The 26,414-nt window shown below is 69.6% G+C and carries 27 protein-coding genes; 11 read left to right on the forward strand and 16 right to left on the reverse strand.

The window, feature by feature from the left end; genetic code table 11:
• Nucleotides 1-3 precede the first annotated feature (3 nt).
• The 14 genes from VGN58_RS01540 to ccoN form a co-directional block, all read right to left on the reverse strand.
• Nucleotides 4-846, reverse strand: coding sequence for an ankyrin repeat domain-containing protein (locus tag VGN58_RS01540; RefSeq protein ID WP_327480945.1), 843 nt, complete (start codon nt 844-846; stop codon nt 4-6).
• 118 nt (nt 847-964) lie between these two features.
• Nucleotides 965-1,816 (reverse strand): ankyrin repeat domain-containing protein, encoded by an 852-nt coding sequence (locus VGN58_RS01545; protein ID WP_414710727.1) that lies wholly within the window; start codon nt 1,814-1,816, stop codon nt 965-967.
• Between the two features lie 256 nt (nt 1,817-2,072).
• Nucleotides 2,073-3,770, reverse strand: coding sequence for a thiol reductant ABC exporter subunit CydC (gene cydC / locus VGN58_RS01550; protein ID WP_327480946.1), 1,698 nt, complete (start codon nt 3,768-3,770; stop codon nt 2,073-2,075).
• Nucleotides 3,767-5,452 (reverse strand): thiol reductant ABC exporter subunit CydD, encoded by a 1,686-nt coding sequence (gene cydD / locus VGN58_RS01555; protein WP_327480947.1) that lies wholly within the window; start codon nt 5,450-5,452, stop codon nt 3,767-3,769. Before cydD ends, cydC begins: the two co-directional genes overlap by 4 nt.
• The gene (locus tag VGN58_RS01560) at nt 5,449-6,174 is read right to left on the reverse strand and encodes a sulfite exporter TauE/SafE family protein (protein WP_327480950.1); all 726 of its coding nucleotides are present in this window, start codon (nt 6,172-6,174) and stop codon (nt 5,449-5,451) included. Before VGN58_RS01560 ends, cydD begins: the two co-directional genes overlap by 4 nt.
• Nucleotides 6,164-6,358 carry a cbb3-type cytochrome oxidase assembly protein CcoS gene (gene ccoS, locus VGN58_RS01565; protein ID WP_062351317.1) on the reverse strand — a complete coding sequence of 65 codons (195 nt, stop codon included), beginning with the start codon at nt 6,356-6,358 and terminating at the stop codon, nt 6,164-6,166. Before ccoS ends, VGN58_RS01560 begins: the two co-directional genes overlap by 11 nt.
• The gene (locus tag VGN58_RS01570; protein WP_327480955.1) at nt 6,355-8,727 is read right to left on the reverse strand and encodes a heavy metal translocating P-type ATPase; all 2,373 of its coding nucleotides are present in this window, start codon (nt 8,725-8,727) and stop codon (nt 6,355-6,357) included. Before VGN58_RS01570 ends, ccoS begins: the two co-directional genes overlap by 4 nt.
• Before the next feature lie 8 nt (nt 8,728-8,735).
• A complete protein-coding gene (locus VGN58_RS01575) occupies nt 8,736-9,257 on the reverse strand; it encodes a FixH family protein (protein ID WP_327480957.1) in 522 nt (173 codons plus the stop codon).
• Entirely contained in the window at nt 9,254-10,846 is a 1,593-nt protein-coding gene (locus VGN58_RS01580; RefSeq protein WP_327480959.1) for a 4Fe-4S dicluster domain-containing protein, read from the reverse strand. The genes VGN58_RS01575 and VGN58_RS01580 overlap by 4 nt, the downstream gene beginning before the upstream one ends.
• A gap of 76 nt (nt 10,847-10,922) precedes the next feature.
• Complete coding sequence (locus VGN58_RS01585; RefSeq protein WP_055939627.1) at nt 10,923-11,219, reverse strand: hypothetical protein; 297 nt, start codon at nt 11,217-11,219, stop codon at nt 10,923-10,925.
• Nucleotides 11,216-12,151, reverse strand: coding sequence for a cytochrome-c oxidase, cbb3-type subunit III (gene ccoP / locus VGN58_RS01590; RefSeq protein ID WP_327480961.1), 936 nt, complete (start codon nt 12,149-12,151; stop codon nt 11,216-11,218). The genes VGN58_RS01585 and ccoP overlap by 4 nt, the downstream gene beginning before the upstream one ends.
• Nucleotides 12,148-12,288 carry a cbb3-type cytochrome c oxidase subunit 3 gene (locus VGN58_RS01595; RefSeq protein WP_327480963.1) on the reverse strand — a complete coding sequence of 47 codons (141 nt, stop codon included), beginning with the start codon at nt 12,286-12,288 and terminating at the stop codon, nt 12,148-12,150. Before VGN58_RS01595 ends, ccoP begins: the two co-directional genes overlap by 4 nt.
• 3 nt (nt 12,289-12,291) lie before the next feature.
• A complete protein-coding gene (gene ccoO / locus VGN58_RS01600; RefSeq protein ID WP_327480965.1) occupies nt 12,292-12,912 on the reverse strand; it encodes a cytochrome-c oxidase, cbb3-type subunit II in 621 nt (206 codons plus the stop codon).
• Nucleotides 12,913-12,922: 10 nt separating this feature from the next.
• On the reverse strand, nt 12,923-14,362 hold the full coding sequence (ccoN, locus tag VGN58_RS01605) for a cytochrome-c oxidase, cbb3-type subunit I (protein ID WP_327480967.1): 1,440 nt from the start codon (nt 14,360-14,362) through the stop codon (nt 12,923-12,925).
• A 220-nt stretch (nt 14,363-14,582) separates the two neighbouring features.
• Between ccoN and VGN58_RS01610 the strand changes: the two genes are divergently transcribed.
• The 11 genes from VGN58_RS01610 to VGN58_RS01660 all read left to right on the forward strand — a co-directional run bounded on the left by VGN58_RS01610 (nt 14,583) and on the right by VGN58_RS01660 (nt 25,559).
• Complete coding sequence (locus VGN58_RS01610) at nt 14,583-16,154, forward strand: cytochrome ubiquinol oxidase subunit I (protein WP_327480969.1); 1,572 nt, start codon at nt 14,583-14,585, stop codon at nt 16,152-16,154.
• Nucleotides 16,155-16,166: 12 nt separating this feature from the next.
• A complete protein-coding gene (gene cydB / locus VGN58_RS01615; RefSeq protein WP_327480971.1) occupies nt 16,167-17,312 on the forward strand; it encodes a cytochrome d ubiquinol oxidase subunit II in 1,146 nt (381 codons plus the stop codon).
• Nucleotides 17,313-17,323: 11 nt separating this feature from the next.
• Nucleotides 17,324-17,440: a cytochrome bd-I oxidase subunit CydX gene (cydX, locus tag VGN58_RS01620; RefSeq protein ID WP_327480973.1), complete on the forward strand. Its 117-nt coding sequence runs from the start codon at nt 17,324-17,326 to the stop codon at nt 17,438-17,440.
• A gap of 156 nt (nt 17,441-17,596) precedes the next feature.
• Nucleotides 17,597-19,018, forward strand: coding sequence for a sialate O-acetylesterase (locus VGN58_RS01625; protein WP_327480975.1), 1,422 nt, complete (start codon nt 17,597-17,599; stop codon nt 19,016-19,018).
• 139 nt (nt 19,019-19,157) lie between these two features.
• Nucleotides 19,158-19,817 (forward strand): thermostable hemolysin, encoded by a 660-nt coding sequence (locus VGN58_RS01630; protein WP_327480977.1) that lies wholly within the window; start codon nt 19,158-19,160, stop codon nt 19,815-19,817.
• On the forward strand, nt 19,814-21,319 hold the full coding sequence (locus VGN58_RS01635; protein ID WP_327480979.1) for an AMP-binding protein: 1,506 nt from the start codon (nt 19,814-19,816) through the stop codon (nt 21,317-21,319). The genes VGN58_RS01630 and VGN58_RS01635 overlap by 4 nt, the downstream gene beginning before the upstream one ends.
• Nucleotides 21,316-21,990 (forward strand): iron-containing redox enzyme family protein, encoded by a 675-nt coding sequence (locus tag VGN58_RS01640; RefSeq protein WP_327480981.1) that lies wholly within the window; start codon nt 21,316-21,318, stop codon nt 21,988-21,990. The genes VGN58_RS01635 and VGN58_RS01640 overlap by 4 nt, the downstream gene beginning before the upstream one ends.
• Nucleotides 21,990-22,829: an SDR family oxidoreductase gene (locus VGN58_RS01645; RefSeq protein WP_327480983.1), complete on the forward strand. Its 840-nt coding sequence runs from the start codon at nt 21,990-21,992 to the stop codon at nt 22,827-22,829. The genes VGN58_RS01640 and VGN58_RS01645 overlap by 1 nt, the downstream gene beginning before the upstream one ends.
• Nucleotides 22,810-23,475, forward strand: coding sequence for a hypothetical protein (locus tag VGN58_RS01650; protein ID WP_327480985.1), 666 nt, complete (start codon nt 22,810-22,812; stop codon nt 23,473-23,475). The genes VGN58_RS01645 and VGN58_RS01650 overlap by 20 nt, the downstream gene beginning before the upstream one ends.
• Nucleotides 23,476-23,499: 24 nt before the next feature.
• Nucleotides 23,500-24,174 carry a response regulator transcription factor gene (locus tag VGN58_RS01655; protein ID WP_327480987.1) on the forward strand — a complete coding sequence of 225 codons (675 nt, stop codon included), beginning with the start codon at nt 23,500-23,502 and terminating at the stop codon, nt 24,172-24,174.
• Nucleotides 24,175-24,191: 17 nt separating this feature from the next.
• The gene (locus tag VGN58_RS01660) at nt 24,192-25,559 is read left to right on the forward strand and encodes an ATP-binding protein (RefSeq protein WP_327482016.1); all 1,368 of its coding nucleotides are present in this window, start codon (nt 24,192-24,194) and stop codon (nt 25,557-25,559) included.
• A 7-nt stretch (nt 25,560-25,566) separates the two neighbouring features.
• Here VGN58_RS01660 and arsN2 read toward each other — a convergent pair whose 3' ends face one another.
• Both arsN2 and VGN58_RS01670 read right to left on the reverse strand, forming a co-directional pair.
• Nucleotides 25,567-26,010 (reverse strand): arsenic resistance N-acetyltransferase ArsN2, encoded by a 444-nt coding sequence (gene arsN2 / locus VGN58_RS01665; protein ID WP_327480989.1) that lies wholly within the window; start codon nt 26,008-26,010, stop codon nt 25,567-25,569.
• Between the two features lie 20 nt (nt 26,011-26,030).
• Nucleotides 26,031-26,375 carry a hypothetical protein gene (locus VGN58_RS01670; RefSeq protein WP_327480991.1) on the reverse strand — a complete coding sequence of 115 codons (345 nt, stop codon included), beginning with the start codon at nt 26,373-26,375 and terminating at the stop codon, nt 26,031-26,033.
• Between the last annotated feature and the right edge of the window lie 39 nt (nt 26,376-26,414).

Genomic DNA, 26,414 nt, shown 5'->3' on the forward strand with positions numbered 1-26,414 from the left:
GTCTCATAACAACGGGATGTCCTCTTCGTCAGTCGGGAAGCCGAAGGCTTCTCGCATCCGGCGGTAGCTGTCGGGCATGGGGGGGCGCTGATAGCCGCGCTGGAGCAGCCATTGCTGGCAGCGGCGTTGCCATTCCGGATCTTCAAGTTCGGTAGGACGCCAGAAAATCGCTTCGATGGTGTGTTTGTCCGGGGTCGCTCCATGCTCCAACAGCCAATGCGTTTGCATGAACCCACCCAGCGACGCGTACTCATTGACGAACGCCCGTTGCTGGCTCCGTGCGTTCACATCCGCCCCGCGTTCGACCAGCAGCTTCACGTTCTCCCACTGGTTGTCCATCAGGCGGGCCTGCAGCAGGAGCGTTTCGTTGTTGACATTGCGGGTATCCGGATCGCCGCCATGATCCAGCAGTAATTGGAGATAGATCGGATCATCGGCCTTGGCGGCCCAGACCATCGCGTTGTCGTTGTTCCTTGGAGTCCTGTCGGGCGGCAACGGATAGGGTTTCGCCACGTTGGGATCGGCGCCGTTCTCCAGCATCGCCTCCAGCCCGGCCGGGTTGCCAGTGAGGATCGGCCAGGCGAGCAGCGGCAGGCCTTCGGGGCTGAAGACCGTGTCCGGGTCGACGCCTTCCTCCTTCATCAGCCGGCGGACTTCGCGGGCATCGCCGCGCTCGGCCGCCACTGCCAGGGCCTGCGCCTTGGGATTGCCGGGGAAGGACTGCTCCACGTCCAGGAACGACTGCGAAGTCGGCGGCGCCTGCAGGCAGGCGGTCAGCAGCAGTGCCGCGCAGAATCCCAGTGCGCGTTGGAAGACATCCGTTCTCATTGCATCACCGTTCGACATCTTGCCTTTCCAGCGGTCATCATCGCGTCGGCCACCGACGTCATGCCGTTGCGGCTCGCACGCCTGCGGTCGATGGCCTCATCACGGCAAACATTCGAGTTCCTGTCGTCCCTGTCTGTCATAACAACGCGATGTCCTTTTCGTCGGTCGGGAAGCCGAAGGCTTCGCGCATCCGGCGGTAGCTGTCGGGCATGGGGGGGCGCTGATAGCCGCGCTGGAGCAGCCATTGCTGGCACCGGCGCTGCCACTCCGGGTTATTGGGATCGCCCGGGTGCCAGTAGATCGATTCGATGGTGTACTGCTCCGGACGTGCCCCGTGCTCCAGCAGCCAATGGGTGTGCATGAACCCCCCCGGGCCAGCATATTCATCCACGAAAGCCATGCCCTGACTCTTGGCATTCACATCCGCGCCACGCTTGACCAGCAGCTTCACGTTCTCCCACTGGTTGCCCATCAGGCGGGCCTGCAGCAGGAGGGTTTCGCCATTGCTGTTGCGCGTATCCGGATCGCCGCCATGATCCAGCAGCAGCCGCAGGTAGATCGGGTCATCGGCCTTGGCCGCCCAGACCATGGCGTTGTTTCGTATCCGGCCCTTGAATCGCGTCGTGTGCTGCAGGGGATGAAGTTCGGCGGCATTGGGGTCGGCGCCGTTCTCCAGCATCGCCTTCAGTCCGGCCGGGTTGCCGGTGAGGATCGGCCAGGCCAGCAGCGGCAGGCCTTCGGGGCTGAAGACCGTGTCCGGGTCGACGCCTTCCTCCTTCATCAGCCGGCGGACCTCGCGGGCATCGCCGCGCTCGGCCGCCACTGCCAGGGCCTGGGCCTTGGGATTGCCGGGGAAGGACTGCTCCACGTCCAAGAACGACTGCGAAGTCGGCGGCGGCGCCTGCAGGCAGGCGGTCAGCAGCAGTGCCGCGCAGAACCCGACGACGGCGCGGACCAGCGTCCTTGTCAGTGCGTTGGCTGCCACCATCCCGATCCCTGATGCTTCCTGCAACGACGGCGATCACGCGTGTCCGATCTGATCGGTGGCGGGACGTCTGCCTGTCCGCCAGCGCATCCGGCCGGGCACCACCCGGCCAATCGGCTGCGTCGGAACGAAGCTAGTGCGTTTTGTCTGTCGGCGCAACTCACGTTGCCGCAACCGAGAGCTCGTTCCCGAACCGGGGAATGGTCCAAGGCACGTTTGTGGCGAGGCTATCGGGCCCCCTTATCGGCGCGCGGTCTGTTCACGCCGTTGCCGAACACGTCTTCGGGCAGCGTTCCAGCCGCCCATCGCGCAGCCGGTAGCGCGTGTTCACCACGCCGTCCGGCAGTTCGGCATGGCTGATGATCAGCACGCTGCGTCCATTCGCTGCGTCGGCGAGGTCGCGTATCAGTGCGTCCGCCGTGTCCTGGTCGAGGCCCTCGGTCGGTTCGTCGAGCAGCAGTAGCGGCGCATCGCGCAATAGTGCGCGCGCCAGCGCCAGCCGGCGCGACTGGCCTGCGGACAGCGTGGCGCCGTTCTCGCCGACCCAGGTATCCAGTCCGGTCGCGCGGAAACGGTCGTCCAGCTTCACCTGTGCCAGTACCTGCCACAGGCGCGCGTCGTCCGCTTCGGGATCGCCGAGGTGCAGATTCTCGCGCACGCTGCCGGAGAACACCGGGGCGTCCTGCGGCAGCCACGCGATGCGCGCATGCCATTGCGCCGGTTCCAGCGACTGCAGATCGTCGTCGGCGAACGAGATGCGTCCGGCCTGCGGCATCCGCAGTCCCAGCACCAGCGCCAGCAGCGACGACTTGCCTTCGCCGCTGTCGCCGGCCACCAGCACGCGCTCGCCGGCTGCGATGCGGAGGCTGGCGCCATCGAGCACGCGCCGCACCGTGCCCGGCCAGGCGAACACGACATCCTGCAGCTCAAGTGCGCCTTCCGCGGCCGGCGACTGCAGGCCAGTGACCTCGCGCTCCGTCGTGGCCGGCGCCACCACCTCCTGCAGCCTGTGCGCGGCCACGGTCGCCGCGCGCCAGGCCTGCCACGACGGTGCGATGGCGCTGCACGCGTCCAGCACCGCGACGGTCATGAAGAACAGGCCGCCGGCCGACGCCGCGCCCACGCGGTCCGCGTGCACCGCCGCCATCAGCACCCACAGCATCGCCGGCAGCGTCAGCGCGGTCACCCCGGCATGGGCCAGGGTGGCGAGGGCGAGCCGCTGCTTGCGCCGGTCCTCCCAATGGGCAACGTCGCGGCTGCGTGCATCCAGCGCCACCAGCCACGCCGATGTCGCGTCCATCGCCGCCAGGTCCTGCTGACCTTCGATGCCTTCCTGCACGGCGGCCCGCAGGCGCATGCGGGCGCTCGCGCGTTCCTGTTCCAGCGCGGCGACGCTGCGCGCGGACAGCCACGGCGCAAGCACCGCGATCAGCACCAGTGCGACCAGCAGCACGATGCCGGCAAGCGGCAGCACCATCAGTGTCACCGCGACCGCAAGCAGGCACAGCGCCAGCAGCGCGAACAAGGGCCCGAGTGCGCGCACCAGCACGCCATCGACCGCGTCGATGTCCGCCATCAGCCGCGCCATCAGTTCGCCGACCCGGTACCGGCCGAGCGCCAGCGGCGCCCGCGGCAGGGCGCGCGCGAAGAACCATGCGCGCAGGTCGCGCGCGATCCGCAGGGTCACGTCGTGGCCGAGCAGCTTCTCGCCGTAGCGCGACAGGATGCGCACGAAGGTCAGTGCGCGGATGCCGGCGGACGGGCCGAAGAAGTTGAAGCCGATCGCGGCGCTGCCGGCCAGTGCGGCGGCGGTCAGGAAGTGTCCGGACAGGCCGAGCAGCGCGGTGCCGGCCAGCAGCGTCGACAGCAACAATCCGACCGACAGCGCGATGCGCGGGCGATGCCGTGCGATCACGTCGCGCAGGTTCGTCGCTTCGTCGTTCCGCTGCACGCTCACGCCGTTGCCCCTTCGATGTGCAGGCGGCCGTCGCGCACCTGCCAGACCTCCGTCATCGCCGCCCGGGCGGCGGCGCTGTGGGTGGCGAGCACCACGGCGCGACCGGTCGCGAAGTGCCGGATCGCCTGCAGCACGGCGGCTTCGGTGGCGGCATCGAGGAAGGCGGTGGGTTCGTCGAGCAGCAGCAGGTCGGGATCGCGCAGGAACACGCGCGCCAGCGCCACGCGCCGCGCTTCGCCACCGGACAGGCCGAAGCCGCGCTCGCCGGTCACCGTGTCCAGTCCTTCCGGCAGTCGCGCCGCGAAGCGCATGACCTGCGCCGCCTCGGCGGCCTGCTCCAGCTCCGCCTCGCTGGCATCGGGCCTGGCCATGCGCAGGTTGTCGCGCAGGCTGCCGGCGAACAGGAACGGCCGCTGCGGCGCATAGCCGATGCGCAGGCCGGGCGTGCGCTGCAGGCGACCCGCATGCACCGGCAGCCACCCGGCCAGCGCTTCCAGCAGCGTGCTCTTGCCCTCGCCGCTGGCGCCGACCAGGGCGACATGCTGGCCGCGCTGCAGCTGCAGCGTGACGTCGTGCAGCACGTCGCACGCAGAGGCGGGATGGCGCAGCGCCATCCCGTTCGCGCTGACCAGCGAGGCCCCCGATGCTCGCGGGCCATCGCCGGCTGACAGGGCAGGCGCGTCGACGTCGAGCACGAGGGCGATCTCGTCCATCGCCGCCAACGCCGCTGCTCGGTCGTGGTAATGCGTGGCCAGCCGCCGCAGCGGCGCGTAGAACTCCGGCGCCAGCAGCAGGCAGAACACGCCCATGCCCAGCGTCAGCGGCGTGCCGCGCAGGTCCAGCATGCCCAGGTAGCTCAGGCCGAGATACAGCGCGATCATCGCCACGCTGAGTGAGGCGAAGAACTCCAGCACCGCCGACGACAGGAAGGCGATGCGCAGCACGCGCAGGCTGCGCACGCGCAGTTCCTCGGCGGCGGCGCGGATGCCCTGCAGTTCCGACTCGCCGCGGCCGTACAGCCGGATCAGCCCCAGCCCGCGAAGGCGGTCGGCGAAACGCCCGCCCATGCGCGTGAGCGCCTGCAGCTGGCGCTGGCTGGCCGCCTGCGCGCCCCAGCCGACCAGCATCATGAACACCGGCACCAGCGGCATCGTCAACAGCAGTACCAGGCCGACGGTGCGGTCGACGAAGAACACCGCGAGCAGGATCGCCAGCGGCACGCCGACGACCTCCGCCCGCAACGGCACGAAGCCGCCGAAGTAGCCTTCCAATGCATCCACATGCGCGCCCATGCGTTCGGCCAGCGCACCGCTCTGCTGCGAGCGCACCCAGACCGGGCCGCGCGCGACGATGCCACGCGCGATCCGCGCACGCAGGTCGATGCGGATGCGTTCGACCGCGAGATCGGCGAGCCGGCGGCTGGCCCAGCCCAGGCCGGCGCGCGACAGCAGTGTCGCCAGCAGCGCGCCGAGCAGGGGCAGCAGCGTGATCGACGGTTCACCGTCGACGAATGCACGCTGCAGGCACAGCGCGATCAGCGCGGCCTGCGGCAGCACCAGCACGCCGCCGAGCAGCGCCAGCGCGCCGGCACCCCGGAGCGGACCCCGTGCCACGTCGCCCAGCGCCTGCAGGCGGGCCGTTGCGATCGTGTCGGTCGGCGCGTCGATCGGATCTCCACTCATGTCGGCAGCGGCTGGCAACCGAGCGCGGCCAGCACGCCGTGCAACGCGGGATGCCGCATCAGCCACGGCGAGGCGATCGTCAGCAGGCCCGCGAAGAGCACGAAACCCGCGGCCGTACGCCGCACCGACGCGTGCTGCCAGTGGCGGCCCAGGCGCGCGCCGGACCAAGTCAGCGTCACCATCATCGGCAGCGTGCCCAGGCCGAACATCGCCATCGTCAGCGCGGCATCGCGCGCATTGGCCTGCAGCCACGCCACCGTCAGCAGGCTCAGGCTCAGTCCGCACGGCAGCCAGCCCCACAGGGCACCCGCCGCCAGTCGTCGCGGCAGCGTGTCGGCAGGCAACACGCGTGCGTGCAGCGGACGCAGCGCCTGCCACACCTTCGCGCCGGGACGTGCAAGGACATCGAGGCGGCCTCGCTGGTCGAGCAGGCGCAGCGCCAGCGCCACCAACGCCAGTCCCACGCCGACGCGCATGGCGAGCGCGGCGGTCTCGTGCCGTGCCAGCGAAAGCAGCCCACCGCCGAACGCGCCGACCAGCGCCCCCGCCAGCGTGTAGCCGCCCACGCGGCCGAGGTTGAGCTGCAGCGCACTGCCCCAGCCCTGGCGGGACGACACCGCGGAAAAGCCGGTGGCGATGCCGCCGCACATCATCGCGCAATGCGTGCTGCCCACCAGGCCGGCCAGCAGCGCGGCGAGCAGGACCGGAACGTCAGGCGCCATCGTCGCCTTCGCGGACCGGCGGCGCAGCCGGCGCACGCGGCTTTGCGGGTGCGTCGTCGAGGATGTCCAGGGCCGGCGTGTCGAGATCGTCGAACTGGCCCTTGCGCACCGCCCATGCGAACGCGGCGATCGCCAGGCCCAGCAGGACCAGGCTGATCGGCAACAGCATCAGCAGGATGTTCATGCCGCCATCTCCGTGGACGTGCGCGCCAGCCGCAGCGCGTTGAGGGTCACCACCAGTGAGGATACCGCCATGCCGAGCGCCGCGATCCACGGCGTGACCAGGCCGGCGGCCGCCAGTGGGACGGCGAGCAGGTTGTAGCCGGCCGACCAGAGCAGGTTCTGCTTCACCCGCCGGCGCGACAGGCGGGCGATGCGCACCGCATCGGCGATGCGCAGCAGCGACGGGCCGGTGGCGACCAGGTCCGCCGCCTGCTGCGCCAGCGGCGCGCCTTCGCCCATGGCGATGGACACGTCGGCGCCGGCCAGCACCGGTGCATCGTTCATGCCGTCGCCCACCATCGCGACGATGCGGCCTTGTGCCTGCAGCTGCCGCACGTACGCCAGCTTCTCTTCGGGCGACTGGCGTGCGAGCGTCGCGTCGATGCCGAGCACATGCGCCAGCCGTCGCACCGCCGCGTCGCCGTCACCGCTGGCCAGGTGGATCCGCAGGCCCTGCCCACGCAGCGCAGTGACCGCGGCGGCGGCATCGTCGCGTGGCCGCTCGTCGAGGGTGAAGCGGGCCGCGCCGTGCGCACCATCGCCCAGCCAGAGCGCGCCGTCGTCGTCGCGGCCTGCGGCCCAGTCGGCGCGCCCGAAGCGCCAGTGGCGGCCATCGATTTCGCCTTCCACGCCGAGGCCGGCATGCGTGACGACGGACCGGGCCGGCCGGTGCACGTCGACATCGGCGAAGGCCGTGGCGATGGGATGGCCGCTGTCCTTTTCCAGCGCCGCGACCAGGTGCGTGGCCGCGTCCGCGTCCAGCCCGCCGAAGGCGTCCACGGCCACGCGGGCGGGGCGGCCGTCGCTGAGCGTGCCGGTCTTGTCGAACACCACATCGGTCGCGCGTGCCAGCGTGTCCAGCGCTTCGGGCCGCGTGGCCAGCACGCCGCAGCGGGCCAGCGCGCCGTGCGCGGCGGCCAGCACCGCCGGCACCGACAGCGACAGCGCGCACGGGCAGCTGATGACCAGCAGGGCGAGCGTCACCTCGAAGGCGCGTTCGGGCTGATGGAACCGCCAGCCGATATAGACGCATATCGCGAGCAGCAGCAGCGAGACCACGAAATGGCGGCCGACGCGGTCGGCGAGCCGCGCCAGCGGTGGGCGATGGCCCTGCGCGCGATCCACCAGTTCGGCCAGCTGCGACAGGCGCGTTGCGGTGCCGGTGGCGGTGACGCGCAGGCGTGCCGGACGCTCGCGGCAGGTGGTGCCGGCATAGACGGTCTCGCCCGCATGCCGGCGCACCGGTCGCGATTCGCCGGTCAGCAGCGCTTCCTCGAAATCGGCGGCCGCGTCCAGCAGCACGCCATCGGCCGGTACGCCTTCGCCGGCGGACACGCAGACCACGTCGGCCACCCGCAGCGCCGACGGCGGTACCGATTCGCGCGTGCCGTCGTCGCGCTCGCGGATCGCGAACACCGGTTGCGCCCGCGCCAGCGCGTCCACCTGCGCGGTGGCGACATTGCGCGCGCGCTGTTCCAGCATGCGCGCGGCCAGCAGCAGGAACACGAACATCACCGCCGCGTCGTACCAGACATGCGTGCCGCCGCGGATCGTCTCGACCAGGCTGGCGACGTAGGCCAGCAGCGTGGAACTGGCGATCAGCGTGTCCATGCCCACGTGGCGTGCGCGCAGTTCGCGCGCCATGCCGGCCAAGAACGGCCAGCCGCTGTAGAACACCACCGGCGTGCTGACCAGGAAGGTCAGCCAGCGGAACAGGTCGCGCGTCGGCAACGGCATCGTCGCGTTGACGTCGAGGTACAGCGCTTCGGCCAGCATCATCGCCTGCAGCGAACCCAGGCCGGCCACGCCCAGCCGCAGCAGCCAGCGTCGGCGTTCGGACAGGCGCGCCTGTTCGCGGGCATCGCCGGTGGCGAGGTACGGACGGTAGCCGAGCATCGCCAGCCGCTGCAGCAGCGCGGAGAGCGTGGTGCGTGCCGGATCCCAGGCGATGCGGATGCGTCCGGTGACGGCGTTGGCGGTGGTGTCGAGCACGCCGGCTTCACGCGCCAGGGCGCGGTCGATCAGCCACGCGCACGCGGCGCAGCGCATGCCGTCGGTGAGCAGCACGATCTCGCGCCCGCCGTCGATGACGCGGCTGTGCTCGTCCAGCAGCTCGGCGCGGTCCCAGCTTTCCAGGTCCAGCCGGTCCGCCTGCACGCGGTTGCCGTTCGCGCTGCGCAGGCGGTAGTAGCTGCCCAGGTCGGCGTCCTGGATCCATGCCGCGGCGGCGGCGCAGCCTTCGCAGCAGAACGCAGCGCCGTCCGCAGTGACCGCAGGCCCGCCGGCGAGCGGCTCGCCACAGTGATGGCAGGACACGACGGGCGCGTCCATGGCCGGCGTCAGCCGCCTCCGAGCGAAGGTGCCAGCCGCGAGGCCTGCGTCTCCTTCTGTAAACGGCCGCGGATGCGCCAGGCGTTGTTCGTGGGCGTGAGCTGCAGGTTCCAGTCGTGCCGCGTATCGATCTCGGCAGGCGCCGTCCAGCCGGTGGGCGTGCGCGGCAGCAGAAGGCGCAGGTCCTGCGCGGCTTCGGTGGGATGGGTCAGCACGAGTTCGAGTGCGGTTTCACGCTCGAACTCGCCGGTCACCGCGGTCAGTTCCACATGGTCGGGGCGCACCTGCAGGATGGCGCTCAGCTGGCGCTGCGCGGCGCGCTCGTCCGGTCCCAGATCGGTGGTCTGGATCTGCGACACGCGCTGCACGTCGTCGATTACCGGATCGGCGCCGCCGGCGCGCACGGCGGTGACCACCAGCCAGATGCCGGCCACGACCGAGGCCAGCGGCAGGCCCCACACCAGCCATACCATCGGCTCCTTCCAGAACGGGCGGGCATTGCCGGCGGCGGCGTCGGGTTTCGTGGTCATGGGCTGGGTCCGAAGAAACTGCTGTCCACGGTCTTCTCGTTGCCGGTATCGACATCGCGGACGGTGAACGTCACGGCATGGCGGCCGCGGAGAGTGGCGGGGGCGGTCGCGGTGACCGGCAGCGACAGCACCGCTTCGGGCGCGGCGCGCACGTCCAGGTCGCCATCGCGCAGGCGGATGCCGGCCGATGCCGAGGCCAGCGTCACCACGTAGCGGTGCACCTGCTGGTCCTTGTTGACCAGCTTGAGCGTGTAGCCGTTCTCGACCTGCCCGTCGGCGACCTCGCGGTACAGCGCATTGCGGTCGCGCAGCACTTCCGCGATCAGCACGTCGCGATGGAACACGCCCCAGCCCCAGGCCATCACCAATCCCAGCAGGATGGCGCCATACACGAAGATGCGCGGCCGCAGCACCTTCGACGGCTTGCCGTCGATGGCATTCTGCGTGGTGTAGCGGATCAGCCCCTTCGGGTAGCCCATCTTGTCCATCACGTCGTCGCAGGCGTCGATGCACGCACCGCAGGCGATGCACTCGTACTGCAGGCCGTTGCGGATGTCGATGCCCGTGGGGCACACCTGCACGCAGATCGTGCAGTCGATACAGTCGCCCAGCTGCTCCGGCACGAACTTCGGCAGCGGCTCGATCACCGCGCCCGCGCCTGCGAAGGTGATGGTGCCGTGCGCCCCCAGGCGCTGGTCGGCGGCGCTGGGGTGCGCATTGGCGCGCACCACGTAGTCGTAGGCGGTGACCTGGTCGAGCAGGCCGCGCGCGCGCTCCAGCACGCTGCCCAGGCCGCGCTTGCGCGGGCCGCGCGGCTCGCCGCGCATCGGGTCGTAGCCGATGATCAGCGTGTTGCGGTCGAACATCGCGCTCTGGAAGCGCGCATACGGACACATGTACTTGCACACCTGTTCGCGCAGGAAGCCGGCGAAACCCCACGTGGCCAGCGCGTAGAAGAGTACCCAGAAGGTTTCCCAGCCGCCCCATTCGAACGGCCACAGGCGCGCACCAAGATCGAGGATGGGCGTGAAGAAACCGACGAAGGTGAAGCCGGTCCACAGCGCGAACACGGCCCACAGCACGTGCTTGCCGCCCTTGCGCAGCAGCTTGTTGGCGCTCCACGGCGCCGCATCGAGCTTCATGCGCGCGCTGCGGTCGCCTTCGGTCCGGCGCTCCATCCACAGGAACACTTCCGTCCACACGGTCTGCGGGCACGCGTAACCGCACCACAGGCGACCGGCCAGGGCGGTGAAGAAGAACAGCGAAAGCGCGGCGATGATCAGCAGGACCGCCAGCAGCAGGAAATCCTGCGGCCAGAACACCAGTCCGAACACGTAGAACTTGCGCGCCGGCAGGTCGAACAGCACGGCTTGGCGATCGTCCCACTTCAGCCACGGGAACAGGTAGTACATGCCCAGCAGCCACCATACGGCGGCCACGCGCAGTCGGTTGAGCCTGCCGGCCACGTCGCGCGGATACACCTTGCGCTCGCTGACATAGAACGAGTTGCCCTGTGCATCCACCACGTCCAGCGGAATGCGGCGTCGGGCGGTGTCGTGAGCGGGCGGTGGCGGTGCTGGCGTGGACATGGGCGATGCTGTCTTGGCGGGCGTCATGCTCGCGCCGCAGGGGCGCGCGGGGGAGCGACGGGTTGTCGCAGGCCGCTCACTCCGGCGGCAGCGCGCGGTTGAAGCGGCTGGCCGGGCGCAGCAGGATCCAGGTGAACAGGCTGCTGGCCGCCGTCGCCAGCCAGAACATGAAGAAACCCAGCGTATAGCCGAGTTCGCGGCTGATCGCCAGGTCGGGGAAGGTCATGTCGCGCAGCGTCAGCGGGTCGACGAAGGCGAAGAACACCATCGTCGCCACGCCGGCGGCGAAGAAGCTGGGCCAGAGCACCGCCCCGACACGCTGGGCCAGCGGTCGGGGCGGATGATCGAACCGGGGCTCGGTGAAGTCGCTCATTGCGTGCCAGCGGGCGCCTGGCCCTGCTTGTGCGAGAGCGACCAGACGTACGAGGCGACCAGGCGCGCGCGCGTTTCCCCGAGCAGTTCGCGATGGGCCGGCATCACGCCGTGGCGTCCCCGGTTGATCGTCGTGCGCATGCTCTCCTTGCTGTTGCCGTACAGCCAGTAATCGTCGGTCAGGTCGGGCGCGCCGAGTTCCTGGTTGCCCTTGCCGTCGGCGCCATGGCAGGCGACGCACAGGCCATCGTAGAGCGGCTTGCCCTGGGCGGCCATGAAGTTGTTCTTCATGCCGTCCTGCGGATCGTTCAGCACGTTGACGTAGGCGATGACGTAGTCGACGGCGTTCGGGCCGCCCATGTTGGTCAGCGCGGTGCCCCATTCCGGCATCACGCCCTCGCGGCCGTCCAGCACGCTCTGCAGCACGAGGTCCGGCGTGCCGCCCCAGTGCCAGATGTCGTCGGTCAGGTTGGGATAGCCGATCGCACCCTGGCCGGTGGAGCCGTGGCAGGTGGCGCAGGTGTTGTTGAAGATGGACTGTCCCAGCGCCAGCGCCTTCGGATCCCTGGCCAGTTGATCGATCGACCGGTTGGCGAACGGCGCGAACGTGGCTTCCAGTTTCTTGTCCTGCACCGCCTTCGCTTCATCGTGCTCGCCGGTGGACGACCACTTCGCGTAGCCGGGCACGACGCCGAGACCGCCGTACCACGCGATGTAGCCGATGCTGAAGACGATGGTCAGGTAGAACAGGTTGATCCACCACCGCGGCAGCGGCTTGTTGTACTCGGTCAGGTCGCCGTCCCAGACGTGCGAGGTGTCTTCCGGTGCCGGGTCGCCCGGGCGGCGGCGGCCGGTCCACCACAGCAGCCACACGCAGCCCAGGATGTTCAGTACGACCAGCGCGACGATGAATCCGATCCAGCCTGCGCTCATGGGTTGTTCTCCCCGTCCTCACCCAGCGGCATGCGCGCCGCATCCTCGAAATCCGCCTTGCGGCGCGGGCTCCACGCCCACGCCCAGCCGACGATGAACAGCACGATCAGTGCCCCGGTCACGATCCCCGATACCATGGCTCAGCCTCCCCTCGGTGCGGCCTTGCCCAGCCCTTGCAGGTAGGCGACCACGGCGTCCAGTTCCGTCCTGCCTTCCACGTCGGCGGCGGCATTGGCGATCTCTTCGTCGGTGTACGGGTCGCCGATCCGTTGCAGCGTCTTCATGCGCTGCGCGACCTCGGCGCCGTCGACCTTGGCGGTTTCCAGCCAGGGGAAGGACGGCATGTTCGATTCGGGCACCACGTCGCGCGGGTTGATCAGGTGCACGCGGTGCCAGTCGTCGGAGTAGCGGCCGCCCACGCGGGCCAGGTCCGGCCCTGTGCGCTTGCTGCCCCACTGGAACGGACGGTCGTACACCGATTCGCCGGCCAGCGAGTAGTGGCCGTAGCGTTCGGACTCGAAGCGCAGCGTGCGCACCATCTGCGAATGGCAGTTGTAGCAGCCCTCGCGGACGTAGATGTCGCGACCGGCCAGCTGCAGCGCGGGGTAGGGCTTCACCCCCTCCAGCGGCTTGATCGCCTCGGCCTGGAACATCAGCGGGACGATCTCGGCCAGGCCGCCGAACGACACCGCCACCGCGATCAGCACCGCCATCAGGCCGACGTTCTTCTCGACCTTCTCGTGTGAATTTCCATTGCTCATATCGGGCTCCTCAGGCGCGCGCCTGGCTGGCATCGGGCGGCAGGATGGGGTGCGGCGCGGTGGAGCGCGCGGCCTGGAAGGTCTTCCACGTATTCCAGGCCATCAGCAGCATGCCGCCGAACACCAGCAGGCCGCCGCCCAGGCGGACCAGGTAGTAGGGATAGGTGGCGTTGAGCGCTTCCACGAAGCTGTAGGTCAGCGTGCCGTCGGCATTGGTGGCGCGCCACATCAGGCCCTGCATCACGCCGGCGATCCACATCGAGGCGATGTAGAACACCACACCCAGCGTGTGCAGCCAGAAATGCGTATCGATGGCCTTGACGGAGAACATCTGCTCGCGGCCCAGCAGCTTCGGCAGCATCGCGTAGACCGAGCCGATGGTGATCATCGCCACCCAGCCCAGCGCGCCGGCATGCACATGGCCGATGGTCCAGTCGGTGTAGTGGCTCAGCGAGTTGACCGTCTTGATCGACATCATCGGCCCCTCGAACGTGCTCATCATGTAGAACGACAGCGAGACGATCAGGAATTTCAGGATCGGGTCGGTGCGCAGCTTGTGCCACACGCCCGACAGCGTCATCACACCGTTGATGGCGCCGCCCCAGCTGGGCGCCAGCAGGATCAGCGAGAACACCATGCCCAGGCTCTGCGCCCAGTCCGGCAGCGCCGTGTAGTGCAGGTGGTGCGGGCCGGCCCACATGTAGATGGCGATCAGCGCCCAGAAGTGCACGATCGACAGGCGGTACGAGTACACCGGGCGGCCGGCCTGCTTCGGCACGAAGTAGTACATCATCCCGAGGAAGCCGGCGGTCAGGAAGAAGCCCACCGCGTTGTGGCCGTACCACCACTGCACCATCGCGTCGACGGCGCCGCTGTAGACCGGATACGAATGCAGCGGGCCGCTCGGCAGCGCCAGGCTGTTGACGATGTGCAGCAGCGCCACGGCGATGATGTAGGCACCGAAGAACCAGTTGGCCACATAGATGTGCTTGACCGCGCGCTTGGCGATGGTGCCGAAGAACAGCACGGCATACGACACCCAGACCACCGCGATCAGCACGTCGATCGGCCAGATCAGCTCGGCGTATTCCTTGCCCTGGGTCAGGCCCAGCGGCAGCGACACCGCCGCCGCCACGATGACCAGCTGCCAGCCCCAGAACACGAAGGCCGCCAGCTTGTCCGAGATCAGCCGCACGTGGCTGGTCCGCTGCACCACGTGCAGGCTGGTGGCGAACAGCGCGCAGCCGCCGAACGCGAAGATCACCGCATTGGTATGCAGCGGGCGCAATCTGCCGTAGCTCAGCCACGGCACGTCGAAGTTCAACGCAGGCCAGTACAGCTGCGCCGCGATCAGCACCCCCACCAGCATCCCCACGATGCCCCAGACCACGGTCATCACCGTGAACTGGCGTACCACCTTGTCGTTGTAAGTCCCCTGGACGCCTTGCATGCGGCCTCTCCTGTTCTGGTACGGTGGATTCTCGGCCCCATTCAGCCGGGGCGCATTGATCAGGATCAACCCCCTCCGGCCCCCTTGCCGACGGCCGGTAGGCCACGGGGCGCGCAGCATGCCGCGGCGCTGCACGGGACGGGATGCGACAAAGGGTCGCCCCCCTCATGGAACGGGCGGCGTCTAGAATCCGCCTCAGATACCCGGGAGCCGCATCGCCATGCCGGACATGACCGTCGTCGAGCTTTCCCGCCTGCAGTTCGCGCTGACGGCGATGTACCACTTCCTGTTCGTCCCGCTGACGCTGGGGCTCTCTTTCCTGATCGCCATCATGGAAAGCGTCTACGTGATGACCGGGCGCGACATCTGGCGGCGGATGACGCTGTTCTGGGGCACGCTGTTCGGCATCAACTTCGCCATGGGCGTGGCCACCGGCATCGTGATGGAGTTCCAGTTCGGCATGAACTGGTCCTACTACAGCCACTATGTCGGCGACATTTTCGGCGCACCGCTGGCCATCGAAGGCCTGATGGCGTTCTTCCTGGAAGCGACCTTCATCGGCCTGTTCTTCTTCGGCTGGGACAGGTTGAGCAAGGTGCAGCACCTGGTGGTGACCTGGCTGGTGGCGCTGGGCTCCAACTTCTCCGCGCTGTGGATCCTGGTGGCCAACGGCTGGATGCAGAACCCGGTGGGTGCGGTCTTCAATCCCGAGACCATGCGCATGGAGATCACCGACTTCATGGCGGTGATCTTCAATCCGGTGGCGCAGGCCAAGTTCGTCCACACGGTGTCGGCCGGCTATGTCACCGGCGCCATGTTCGTGATGGCGATCAGTGCGTTCTACCTGTTGCGCGGCCGCAACGTCGACTTCGCCAAGCGCTCGATGGCGGTCGCGGCGAGTTTCGGCCTGGCCTCAGCGCTGTCGGTCGTCGTACTGGGCGACGAGAGTGGTTATGCCACCAGCGAACACCAGAAGATGAAGCTGGCCGCCATCGAGGCGATGTGGGAAACCGAGCCCGCGCCGGCCGGCTTCAACGCCTTCGCCCTTCCCGACCAGACGCACCAGACCAACCACTACGCGCTGCACATCCCCTACGTGATGGGCCTGATCGGCACGCGGTCGTTCAACACCGAGATGCCCGGCATCCTGGACCTGGTGGAGCGCGCCGAGGGCCGCATCCGCAACGGCCTGCTGGGCTACGAGGCGCTGCAGACGCTGCGCGCGAACAGGCACGACGGTACCGCGCGACAGGTCTTCGAGGCGCACTGGCGCGACATCGGCCACGCCCTGCTGCTGAAGCGCTACCGCGAGGACATCGGCAACGCCACCGAGGAGGAGATCGTGCGCGCCGCGCACGACACCGTGCCGCACGTGGCGCCGCTGTTCTGGAGCTTCCGGCTGATGGCGGGGCTGGGCTTCTACTTCATCGCCTTCTTCGCGGTGGCGTTCTACCTGGCCAGCCGGCAGCGGCTGGACCGCTACCGGTGGTTCCTGAAGGTCGCGTTCTGGAGCCTGCCGCTGCCGTGGCTGGCGATCGAGGCGGGCTGGCTGATCGCCGAGTACGGGCGGCAGCCGTGGATCATCGACGGCGTGCTGCCCACGTTCCTCGCCGCGTCCGGACTGGAGCTGCACCAGATCGTGATTTCGCTCACCGGCTTCGTACTGATCTACACGGTGCTCGCCATCATCGAGGTCTGGCTGATGCGCAAGCTGATCCTGAAGGGGCCCGAGCATCTGTCGGAGCCGCAGCCCGATGGGGAAGGCGTGCCACAACCGGCCCCGGCGGGCTGACGGGAGAGACGCATGGACACCATTCCGCTCGACTACGCCACGCTGCGCCTGATCTGGTGGCTGCTGCTGGGCATCCTGCTGATCGGCTTCGCGGTGATGGACGGCTTCGACCTGGGCGTAGCGACGCTGCTGCCCGCGGTGGCGCGCACCGACGAAGAGCGCCGCCTCGTGCTGAACGTCATCGGCCCCGTGTGGGAAGGCAACCAGGTATGGCTGATCCTCGGCGGCGGCGCGATCTTCGCCGCGTTTCCGCCGCTGTATGCGGTCAGCTTCTCCGGGTTCTACCTGGCGATGTTCCTGATCCTGTTCGCGCTGATCCTGCGGCCGGTCGGCTTCAAGTTCCGCAGCAAGGTGCCCGATCCGCGCTGGCGCGCCGCGTGGGACGGGTCGCTGTTCGTCAGCGGGCTGGTGCCGGCGCTGGTGTTCGGCGTGGCGATGGGCAACGTGCTGCTCGGCGTGCCGTTCCACTTCGACGATACGCTGCGCATCTTCTACGAAGGCGGTCTGTTCGGCCTGCTGACGCCGTTCGCGCTGCTGTGCGGCCTGGTCAGCGTGGCGATGCTGGTGATGCATGGCGCCGCCATGCTGGCGATGAAGACCTCCGGTGCCATCGCCGAACGTGCGCGCCGTTACGGCAGCCTCGCCGCACTGGCGACGGCAGTGCTGTTCGTGATCGGCGGCCTGTGGGTCGCGCGCATCGACGGCTACGCGCTGCAGGTGGCGATGGATCCCGCCGGCGCGTCGAACCCGCTGGCCAAGGTCGTGGTCGCGCAGCCGGGTGCATGGATGGAGAACTACACGCGGTGGCCGCTGGCGTGGCTGCTGCCGGTACTGGGCGTGGCCGGCGCGGTGCTGAGTGCCGGCCTGCTGCGTGCGGGACGCGCCGGCCTGGCGTTCCTGTCGTCGTCGGGCAGCATCGCGTCGATCATCCTGACGCTCGGCGTGGCCGTGTTCCCGTTCCTGCTGCCTTCGTCCACACAGCCGGGCTCCAGCCTGACGCTGTGGGACGCCTCGTCCAGCCACATGACGCTCTTCATCATGCTGCTGGCCACGGCGTTCTTCCTGCCCATCGTGCTGCTCTACACCGCCTGGGTCTTCCGCGTGCTGCGCGGAAAGGTCGACCGGGACGGGATGGGCCGCAACCCCAACGCGTACTGAGGAGCTTCGCCATGTGGTACTTCAGCTGGATCCTGGGCGCCGGCCTGGCCGCGAGCTTCGCCATCCTCAACGGCATGTGGTACGAGATGCGCGAGAACGACCGCGACGCCGAACGCCGTGATCGCTGACCGGTCTGCGCCCGGTCGCCGGCGACCCCGGCGCGGCCGGGACCTGCGGCACTCGGCGCGCCGCCCCGGTTCCGGCATCATCCGGACGGTGTCGGGCATGGTGCCCGCACGGCCACGCCCTCGCGCAGGGTGCGGCCTCCGGCATGGAGAGGCGCCTTGAACCGAATCGCAACCGCATTGTTCGTCCTGTTGGCCGTTCCCGCCGCGCAGGCGGTGGAACTGCCGCGGCTGTTTTCCGATAGCATGGTCGTACAGCGCGATCAGCCGGTGCAGGTCTGGGGCCGCGCCGCGCCCGGCGCGCAGGTGACCGTGAGCTTCGCCGGTACCGCGCCCCCGGCCACGCAGGCCGATGCCGACGGCCGCTGGTCGCTCGAACTGCCGGCGCAGACCGCCGGCGGACCCCACGTGATGCGCATCGACGACGGCACGCGGCCGCGCGTGCTGAACGACGTGCTGGTCGGCGACGTGTGGCTGGCCAGCGGGCAGTCGAACATGGAGTGGCCGATCGCGCAGGCGGCCGATGCCGATACCGAGATCGCGCGCGCGACCGATCCGCAGATCCGCCACTTCAAGATTCCGCGCGCCTGGGCCGGCACGCCGCAGCACCAGCTCACCGGGGGCGAGTGGGTGGCCGCATCGCCGCAGGTAGGGGGCCGGTTCTCGGCGGTCGCCCATCATTTCGCGCGCGAGCTGCGCGCGGTTACCGGCGTGCCGATCGGCATCATCGACAGCACCTGGGGCGGCAGCCGCATCGAAGCGTGGATGGATGCGGCTTCGCAGGGACTGGATGAGGCCAGGGTGGCCGAAGAGGCCGCATCGCTGGGCGAGGGCGACGACATCAACCAGCGTCCCGCGTTGCTCTACAACGCGATGATCCATCCCCTGCAGCCCTACGCGATGCGCGGCGTGATCTGGTACCAGGGCGAATCGAATGCCGACACCGTGGAAGACGCGCTGCGCTACCGCCGCCAGTTCCCCACGCTGATCGAACAGTGGCAAAGCCAGTGGCGTACGCAGTGGGATGCGCCCAGCCTGCCGTTCCTGTGGGTGCAGCTGGCCAGCTACGCCTCGGGCAAGGACCGTGGCGATACGAGCCCGTGGGCCGTGCTGCGCGAGGCGCAGTCGATGACGCTGTGGATGCCGGGCACGGCGCAGGCGGTGACCATCGACATCGGCGATCCATCCGACATCCATCCGCGCAACAAGCGCGAGGTGGGCCGGCGGCTGGCGCTGGCGGCGCGCCGCGTGGCGTACGGCGAGGCGGTGGCCTTCCACGGTCCCACGCCGCAATACACCCGCTTCGAGGGCAACGCGGCGCATGTCGAGTTCGGCACGTCGGGCGGCACCCTGGCCGTTCGCGGTGGCGGCACGCGCGTGCGGGGGTTCGCGCTGGCCGGCACCGACCAGGTGTTTCATCCGGCCGAGGCAACGCTGCAGGACGGGCGCGTGCTTGTGCGCAGCGCGAAGGTGGCGCGTCCGGCGGCCGTACGCTACGGCTGGTCCGACAACCCGGTCGAGGCTGATCTGGTCAATACCGATGGGCTGCCCGCGTCGCCGTTCCGCAGCGACAACTGGTAGCAGGATCGCCGCGCAGTTCAGAAGTGATTTAACCGGCGCGTGATGCGGCACCGATTCTCACGAATTCGTTCGCAGAATCTAATGGGGGCTTAACTTCCGGCTAATTGAGCCTTAATCCAGCGCTTCCAGCATGCCCGCCATGCACTGGATCCGCTCCCACATCGCGCTCGCACCACTCCCCGGCCGTTTCGTCAGTGTCCGTTTCGTCGATCCGGGCGATCCGGATCGCGCCGAGGTGGAGGCGTTCATCGCCGGCGTCTATCGCGATCGCCATGGCGCGACGCTGCGGACGTTCTTTCCTCACCTGCTCGCCTACCGCGACAGCGCCGGCCAGTTGGCCGCCGCGGTCGGCATCCGCGCCGGCGGCGATGGCCCGCTGTTCGTGGAGCATTACCTCGACGCGCCGGTGGAACAGGCGATGTCGCAGCATGGCCTGGCGCGCGTCGACCGGCGCCGGGTGGTGGAGGTGGGCAACTTCGCCGCGACCACGCCCGGCATCGCACGCGAGCTCATCCTGCAGCTCGCACTCACCCTGCAGGCCGCCGGCATGGATTGGGTGTTGCTGGTGGCGACCCAGCAGCTGCGCAATGCGTTCGAGCGACTGCACCTGCCGATGCTCGACCTGGCCGAAGCCCGCGCGGAACGACTCGGCGACGCCCGTGGCGACTGGGGCCGCTACTACGCCTCGCGTCCACGATTGATCTGCGGCAACCTGGCCGAAGGTGTCACCTATCTGCGCGGAGATCCGCGGCCGCAGGCATGCGATGCGCCGATGCGGTGCCTGGCGGGCGCGCCATGATCCGGCCGATGGAGGTCGTGCTGCGGAGCACGGGCGAGCGCAGCCGGCCGCGCGTGATCACCGCCGACAGCGCGCTGGACGACCGGATGCTGGCCGCCAGGATTGACGCCATGGTCGCGTGGCTGGCGAAGACCGGCATCCGCCGCGTCGCCAGCCGGCTGGACAACGGGCCATCCTGGTTCGTGCTGGATCTGGCGCTTCGCGAGGTCGGTGGCGTGCATGTGCCGCTGCCGATGTTCTTCTCCGAAGCGCAGATGCGGCACGCGCTGGCCAACAGCGGCGCGCAATGCGTGATTACCGCACGCGAGGACGCCATGCCGCCGGGCGCGGAAGCGCTGACCGGCTTCCTCGATGGCGAGCGGCTGGCGTGCTGGCGTACGCCGGCAGACGAGAGCCGCGCGACGGCATTGCCGGCGCGCACGGCGTGCATCACCTACACCTCCGGTACGACGGGCCGCCCGCGGGGCGTATGCCTGGACGCCGACACGCTGTTCACCGTGGCCGCGTCGCTGGTGGATGCCGCGGCGTCGATCGCGCCGCGGCGGCACCTGTGCCTTATGCCGCTGGCCACGCTGCTCGAGAACGTGGCCGGCCTGTACGCCACGCTGCTGGCGGATGCCGAGATCGCGCTGCCGTCGTTGGCGGAGATCGGCTACACCGGCGCCACCGGCCTGGACGTGCCCACGCTGCTGCGCTGCCTGCACCGCTACCAGCCGGAGAGCGTGATCCTGGTGCCGCAGCTGTTGCTGGCGCTGGTGATGGCGGCCGAGCAGGGCGCGCCGCTTCCGCCATCGCTGCGCTACGTCGCTGTCGGCGGTGGACGCGTCGGTCCGGGACTGCTGCGACGCGCGCGCGCGCTCGGGCTGCCGGTGTTCGAAGGCTATGGCCTGACCGAATGCGGCTCGGTGGTCTGTCTGAACCGCCCCGATGCGCTGCGCGAAGGCAGCGTCGGACGTCCGCTGCCGCACGCCCGCGTCTCGATCGTGGAGGGCGAGATCCAGGTCGACGGCGCGCGTGCGCTCGCCTATCTCGGCGGCGAACCGCTGCCGGCCGGTCGCGTCCGAACCGGTGATCTCGGTCACCTCGACGACGAGGGCTTCGTGCACATCACCGGTCGCCGCAAGAACGTCTTCATCACCGCGTTCGGCCGCAACGTGTCGCCCGAATGGGTTGAGAGCGAGCTGCTCGCGCACCCCGCCATCGCCCAGGCGGTCGTGTGGGGCGAAGGCCAGGCGGACAACGTGGCGGTGCTGGTGCCGCGTCGCGCCGACATCGACGACACCCGCCTCGCGCGTGCGCTGTCCGACGTCAACGCCGGATTGCCCGATTACGCACGCATCGCGCGCTTCGTGCGTGCGGGCGCGTCCTTCACCGCCGACGCCGGCCTGCTGACCGCCAATGGCCGGCCGCGTCGCGAGGCGATCCTGTCCCGCTACCAGGCCGATGTCGATGCCTGCTACCGGCGCGCCCCCAACGTATCCCCCTCCGGAGTTGCTGCATGAGTTTCCATGACGAACTGGTCGCGAAGACGGCGCGCGAGCGCGATGGCCTGCTGTCCATCCCCATCATCCAGTCCGCGCTTGCGGGCAGGATCGCCCGCGACGACTACGTGGCGTTCCTGACCCAGGCCTTCCACCACGTCCGCCACACCGTGCCGCTGCTGATGGCCTGTGGCGCGCGGCTGCCGGCGCGGCTGGAGTGGCTGCGCACGGCCGTCGGCGAATACATCGAAGAGGAGATGGGACACCACGAATGGGTGCTGGACGACATCGCCGGATGCGGCGAGGACCGGGCGGCCGCGGAAGCGTCCTCGCCCTCGCTGGCGACCGAGCTGATGGTCAGCTACGCCTACGACACCATCCAGCGCGGCAATCCGGTCGGCTTCTTCGGCATGGTGCTGGTGCTCGAAGGCACCAGCGTGGCGCTGGCCACGCGCGCGGCCAACACGATCCAGCAGTCGCTGGACCTGCCGCGCAATGCCTTCAGTTATCTGCTCTCGCACGGCGACCTCGACATCGAACACGTCGGTTTCTTCAGGCAGCTGATGGACCGTATCGACGATCCCGCGGACCAGGCCGCCATCGTGCACGCGGCGCGACGCTTCTACGTGCTCTACGGCGACATCTTCCGCACCCTGCGCGGCGGCGGCGTACGCCTGGCGGAGGCGGCGTGATGGACCTGGCCGGTCGGACCGTGGTCGTCACCGGGGCCAGTGGCGGCATCGGCGTGCCGCTGTGCGCGGCGCTGCTCGGCGCCGGCGCGCACGTGCTGGCCGTGGGGCGCGACGAAGCCAGGCTGCGTCGCCTCGCCCAGCAACTGCCGGCCGGGCGCGTGTCGTGGGCGGTGGGCGATGTCGCCACCGAAGCGGGGCGTGCGCGCGTGCTCGAGGCCGCGCGTGCCGCCGTTCCCACGCCATCGGTGCTCGTACTCGCCCATGCGCAGGCCGCGTTCGGCCTGTTCGAGGACCAGTCGCCGGAGGAGATGGCGCACCTGATGCAGACCAACCTGGTGGCGCCGATGCTGCTGGTGCATGCCCTGCTGCCCGTGCTGCGCATGCACGATGCGTCGTCGGTCGCTGTCGTCGGTTCGACCTTCGGCAGCCTCGCGTTTCCCGGCTTCGCTGCTTACAGCGCCAGCAAGTTCGGGCTGCGCGGCCTGACGGAGGCGCTGGCGCGCGAGCATGCCGATACGCCGTTGCGGTTCCAGTACCTGTCGCCGCGCGCCACCCGCACGCCATTCAACACGCCGGCCGTGGATGCGCTGAATGCCGACCTCAAGGTGGCCAGCGATGCGCCCGACGAGGTCGCTCGCCAGCTCGTTGCCGCGATTGCGCGCGGAACGCCACGACTGCAGCTCGGGTGGCCGGAAAAACTGTTCGCGCGCCTCAACGGCCTGCTCCCGGGACTGGTCGACCGCAACCTCCGCGCCAGCCTGCCCATCGTCCGTCGCCACGCGCGACGATCCCGCCCGACCCCTGCCGAGACCCTTCGTCATGAACCGCAATCACGGTAAATCCATGCTCTTCCTTCTCCTCATGTCCACGGTGCTGATCGTCGGCATCGCCATGGCCACCGAGCCGGGCGCCAGCACGGTCCCGCAGGTGCGCGACCGCTGGGCGCAGATCAACTACCAACTGCCGAAGGCGCAGCGCGAGTCGGCCTTCGAGGACCTGTTGCACCAGGCCGAAAGGATCCGCCAGGCGCAGCCGCGCGACGCCTCCGCGCTGATCTGGGAAGGCATCGTGCTGTCGAGCCTGGCCGGCGAGAAGGGCGGCGTGGGTGCGCTGGGTCTGGTGAAGCGCGCGCGTGCGGACTTCGAGTCGGCGATCAAGCTGGACGCGGATGCGCTCGACGGCGCGGCCTATACCAGCCTGGGCGCGCTGTACTACCAGGTGCCCGGCTGGCCGCTGGGCTTCGGCGACGACGATACCGCCCGCACGATGCTGCGCAAGGGACTGGCGATCGATCCGGACGGCATCGACGCCAACTACTTCTACGGCGATTTCCTGCGCGACCAGAAGGATTGGGCCGGTGCGCGCGCGGCGTTGCAGAAGGCGCTGGCGGCGCCGGCGCGTCCCGGACGCGAGGTCGCCGACGCCGGCCGTCGCCAGGAAGCGCAGGCCCGCCTGAAAGAGGTCACCGCCCATCTTGCGCACTGAAGGAGCGCCCACCAGACTGGCCGCATGCGCATCCTGCTGGTGGAAGACGACCTGTCGCTGGGCGAAGGCATCCGGACCGCGTTGCGGCGCGGCGCCTTCGCCGTCGACTGGGTGCAGGACGGCGCGAGCGGTCTGCTGGCCGTGCGCGATGGTGGCTTCGATCTGGTGGTGCTGGACTTGGGGTTGCCACGGATGGATGGCATCGAGGTGATACGCCAGCTGCGTGCAGCGGGCGACGCCGTGCCGGTGCTGGTGTTGAGTGCGCGCGAACGCCCGGCCGACCGCACGCTGGGCCTGGATGTCGGTGCCGACGACTACCTGGGCAAGCCGTTCGATACGGCCGAACTGCTGGCGCGCGTGCGTGCGTTGATCCGCCGCAGCGCCGGTCGCGCGAATCCCTCGCTCGAAGCCGGTCCGCTACGGCTGGACCCGGCCACGCTCGCCGCGACCTGGAAAGGGCGTCCCCTCGACCTGACCCGGCGCGAGTTCGCGCTGCTGCGCGTCCTGATGGAACAGCGCGGCCGGCCGATGGCGCGCGAGGCGATCCAGCAGCACCTGTACGGGTGGGATGCCGACGTGGCCAGCAATGCGGTCGATGTCCATGTCCATCAGCTGCGCCGCAAGCTCGAGCCGGGCATCATCCGCACCGTGCGCGGACTGGGCTATGCGCTCGGCGACGCGAGCGGGGACGCGCCATGAGATCGATGCGCGCCACCCTGCTGTGGCTCCTGCTGGGGGCGCTGGCCGTGGTGATGGCGATAGCCGGTCTGCTCAGCTACCGCGCCGGCCTGCAGGAGGCCGGCGAGATGTTCGATGCGCGGCTGGTGCAATCCACCCGCGTGCTGGTGAGCCTGGTCGACGAACCGCTGAGCGAACTCAACGCGTATCCGGGCGAGCCGATCGTGCTGCGCGGCTGGCATGGCGAGGCCCATGGCGTCGGCGAGGCGCTGGCGTTCGACGACGGGCACGCCTACGAGAACAAACTGGCCTTCCAGGTGTGGGATGCGCAGGGGCGCCTGCTGCTGCGCTCGGACAGTGCGCCCGTGCGTCCACTGGCGACCCTGAAGGCCGGTTACGAGGACGTGGTGGTGGAGGGGGCGCACTGGCGAGTGTTCACCCTGCGCTCGCCGAACGGGCGCTGGTTCCAGTCCGCCGAGCTCACCGACATCCGCGAGGAACTCGCCGGCGACATCGCAGGGGGCACGCTGCTGCCGCTGCTGCTCGCACTGCCGCTGATCGCGCTGGTGGTCTGGTGGAGCGTGGCGCTGGCGACGCGTTCGCTGCGGCGGATGTCGCACGAGATCGGCCAGCGCGATCCGGAACGGCTGGCGCCGCTGGATCCCGCCCAGGTCCCGCAGGAGGCACGCGGCCTGGTCGATGCGATCAACGGCCTGCTGCAACGGCTGGATGTCGCGCTGGCGCGCGAGCGCACCTTCGTCGCCGACGCCGCGCACGAGCTGCGTACGCCGATAAGCGCGTTGAAGGTGCATGCCGACAACGTGCGTCAGGCGCGCGATCACGCCGAGCGCGAGGCGTCGCAGCGCATGCTCGCGTCCAGCGTGCTGCGCGTCGAGCGGCTGGTGGCGCAGCTGCTGTCGTTGAGCCGGGCGGAGAGCGCAGGGCGTACGCCGGAGCAGGCGCGCCTGGATCTCGCCGCACTGGCGGGCAGCGAAATCGAGGCGGCCCGTCCGCTGCTCGATGCCAAGGCGCAGGTCCTGCATCTGGACCTTCAGCCGGTGCAGGTGTCGGGCGACGAGTTCGCGCTCGGCCTGCTGGTGCGCAACCTGGTGGAAAACGCATCGCGCTACGCACCGCCCGGCGCCGCCATCGACGTGCGCACCTGGCAGGCCGGGGCGCGCGCGTTCCTCTCGGTCGACGACAGCGGCCACGGCATTCCGGAAGAGGAACGCGAGCGGGTGTTCGACCGCTTCTATCGCCGGCTCGGTACGCGCCACGAGGGCAGCGGCCTGGGCCTGGCGATCGTGAAGGAAGTGGTGACGGCGCACACGGGCACGATCCGGTTGGCGCCGTCGCCGCAGTGGGGTGGCCTGTCGGTCGTGGTGGAACTTCCCGCGCTGACGTAAGCGCGTCTCAACCCGCGGCGGGCGATATCCGCTTGTGCATGCACACCGCCGACGCCGGACACAGCGAACGGAACTCCGCCGAGGCCTGCAGTGCGGCGGGCGCCTCCTCGCGTGGCAGTGCCTGGAATCCCTGAAGGGAGAAGAAGCGCTCGGCGGTCTGCGTGAGCAGGTACAACCCCGCGATGTCCTGCGCGGCGGCGTCCGCTTCCAGCGCCGCCACCAACTGCCGCGCCAGGCCCTGCCTACGCCAGGCGGGCGCCACGGCCAGTGAACGCAGCAGCGCATCCTTGCCCGCGCGTTGCAGGCCGATCACGCCCGCCACCTCGCCGTCGGGCACGTCGATCAGGAACGAGACGCCCGCCTCCGCGATGTCCTCGACCGGGAGCGCGGACTGGCGCAGCAGCGCGAGCAGGGCGGGACGCTCTGCCTCGGTGGCGGGGCGGATGGACATCGGGAGGGCTCCTTCGTGGATCAGGCGGTCGATGCCTGGATGTTCGCGCGGGAGACGATAGCAGTCTCCGCGCCGCATCGGACAGCGGCGTATCCCGTTGCGCACACTGGGCGCGAGGATCTTGCATCCGCTGCAGCCGCCGCAGCACGCCGATGGCAGGCGTTCGACACGCGGTAGCCGGCGTCGGCCAACGTATGCAGCAGTTCCACCGCGGTGGCGCTGGTCGAGCAGCGCAGTACGCCGGTCGCCGCGTCCCGGTCGAGGAGGGCGGCAGGATCGAGGTCGAGCAGGCGGTGCTCGATCGGCGCCAGGTCGGTCGGCGCTTCGGCGAGGCGGATGACGTATTCCCTGCGTGCACTCCCCAACGGACGTCGCCGCCCGCAGGCGGCGCCGTTACGTTCGTC

It is taken from the genome of Pseudoxanthomonas sp., assembly GCF_035999195.1.
GTDB lineage: Bacteria > Pseudomonadota > Gammaproteobacteria > Xanthomonadales > Xanthomonadaceae > Pseudoxanthomonas_A.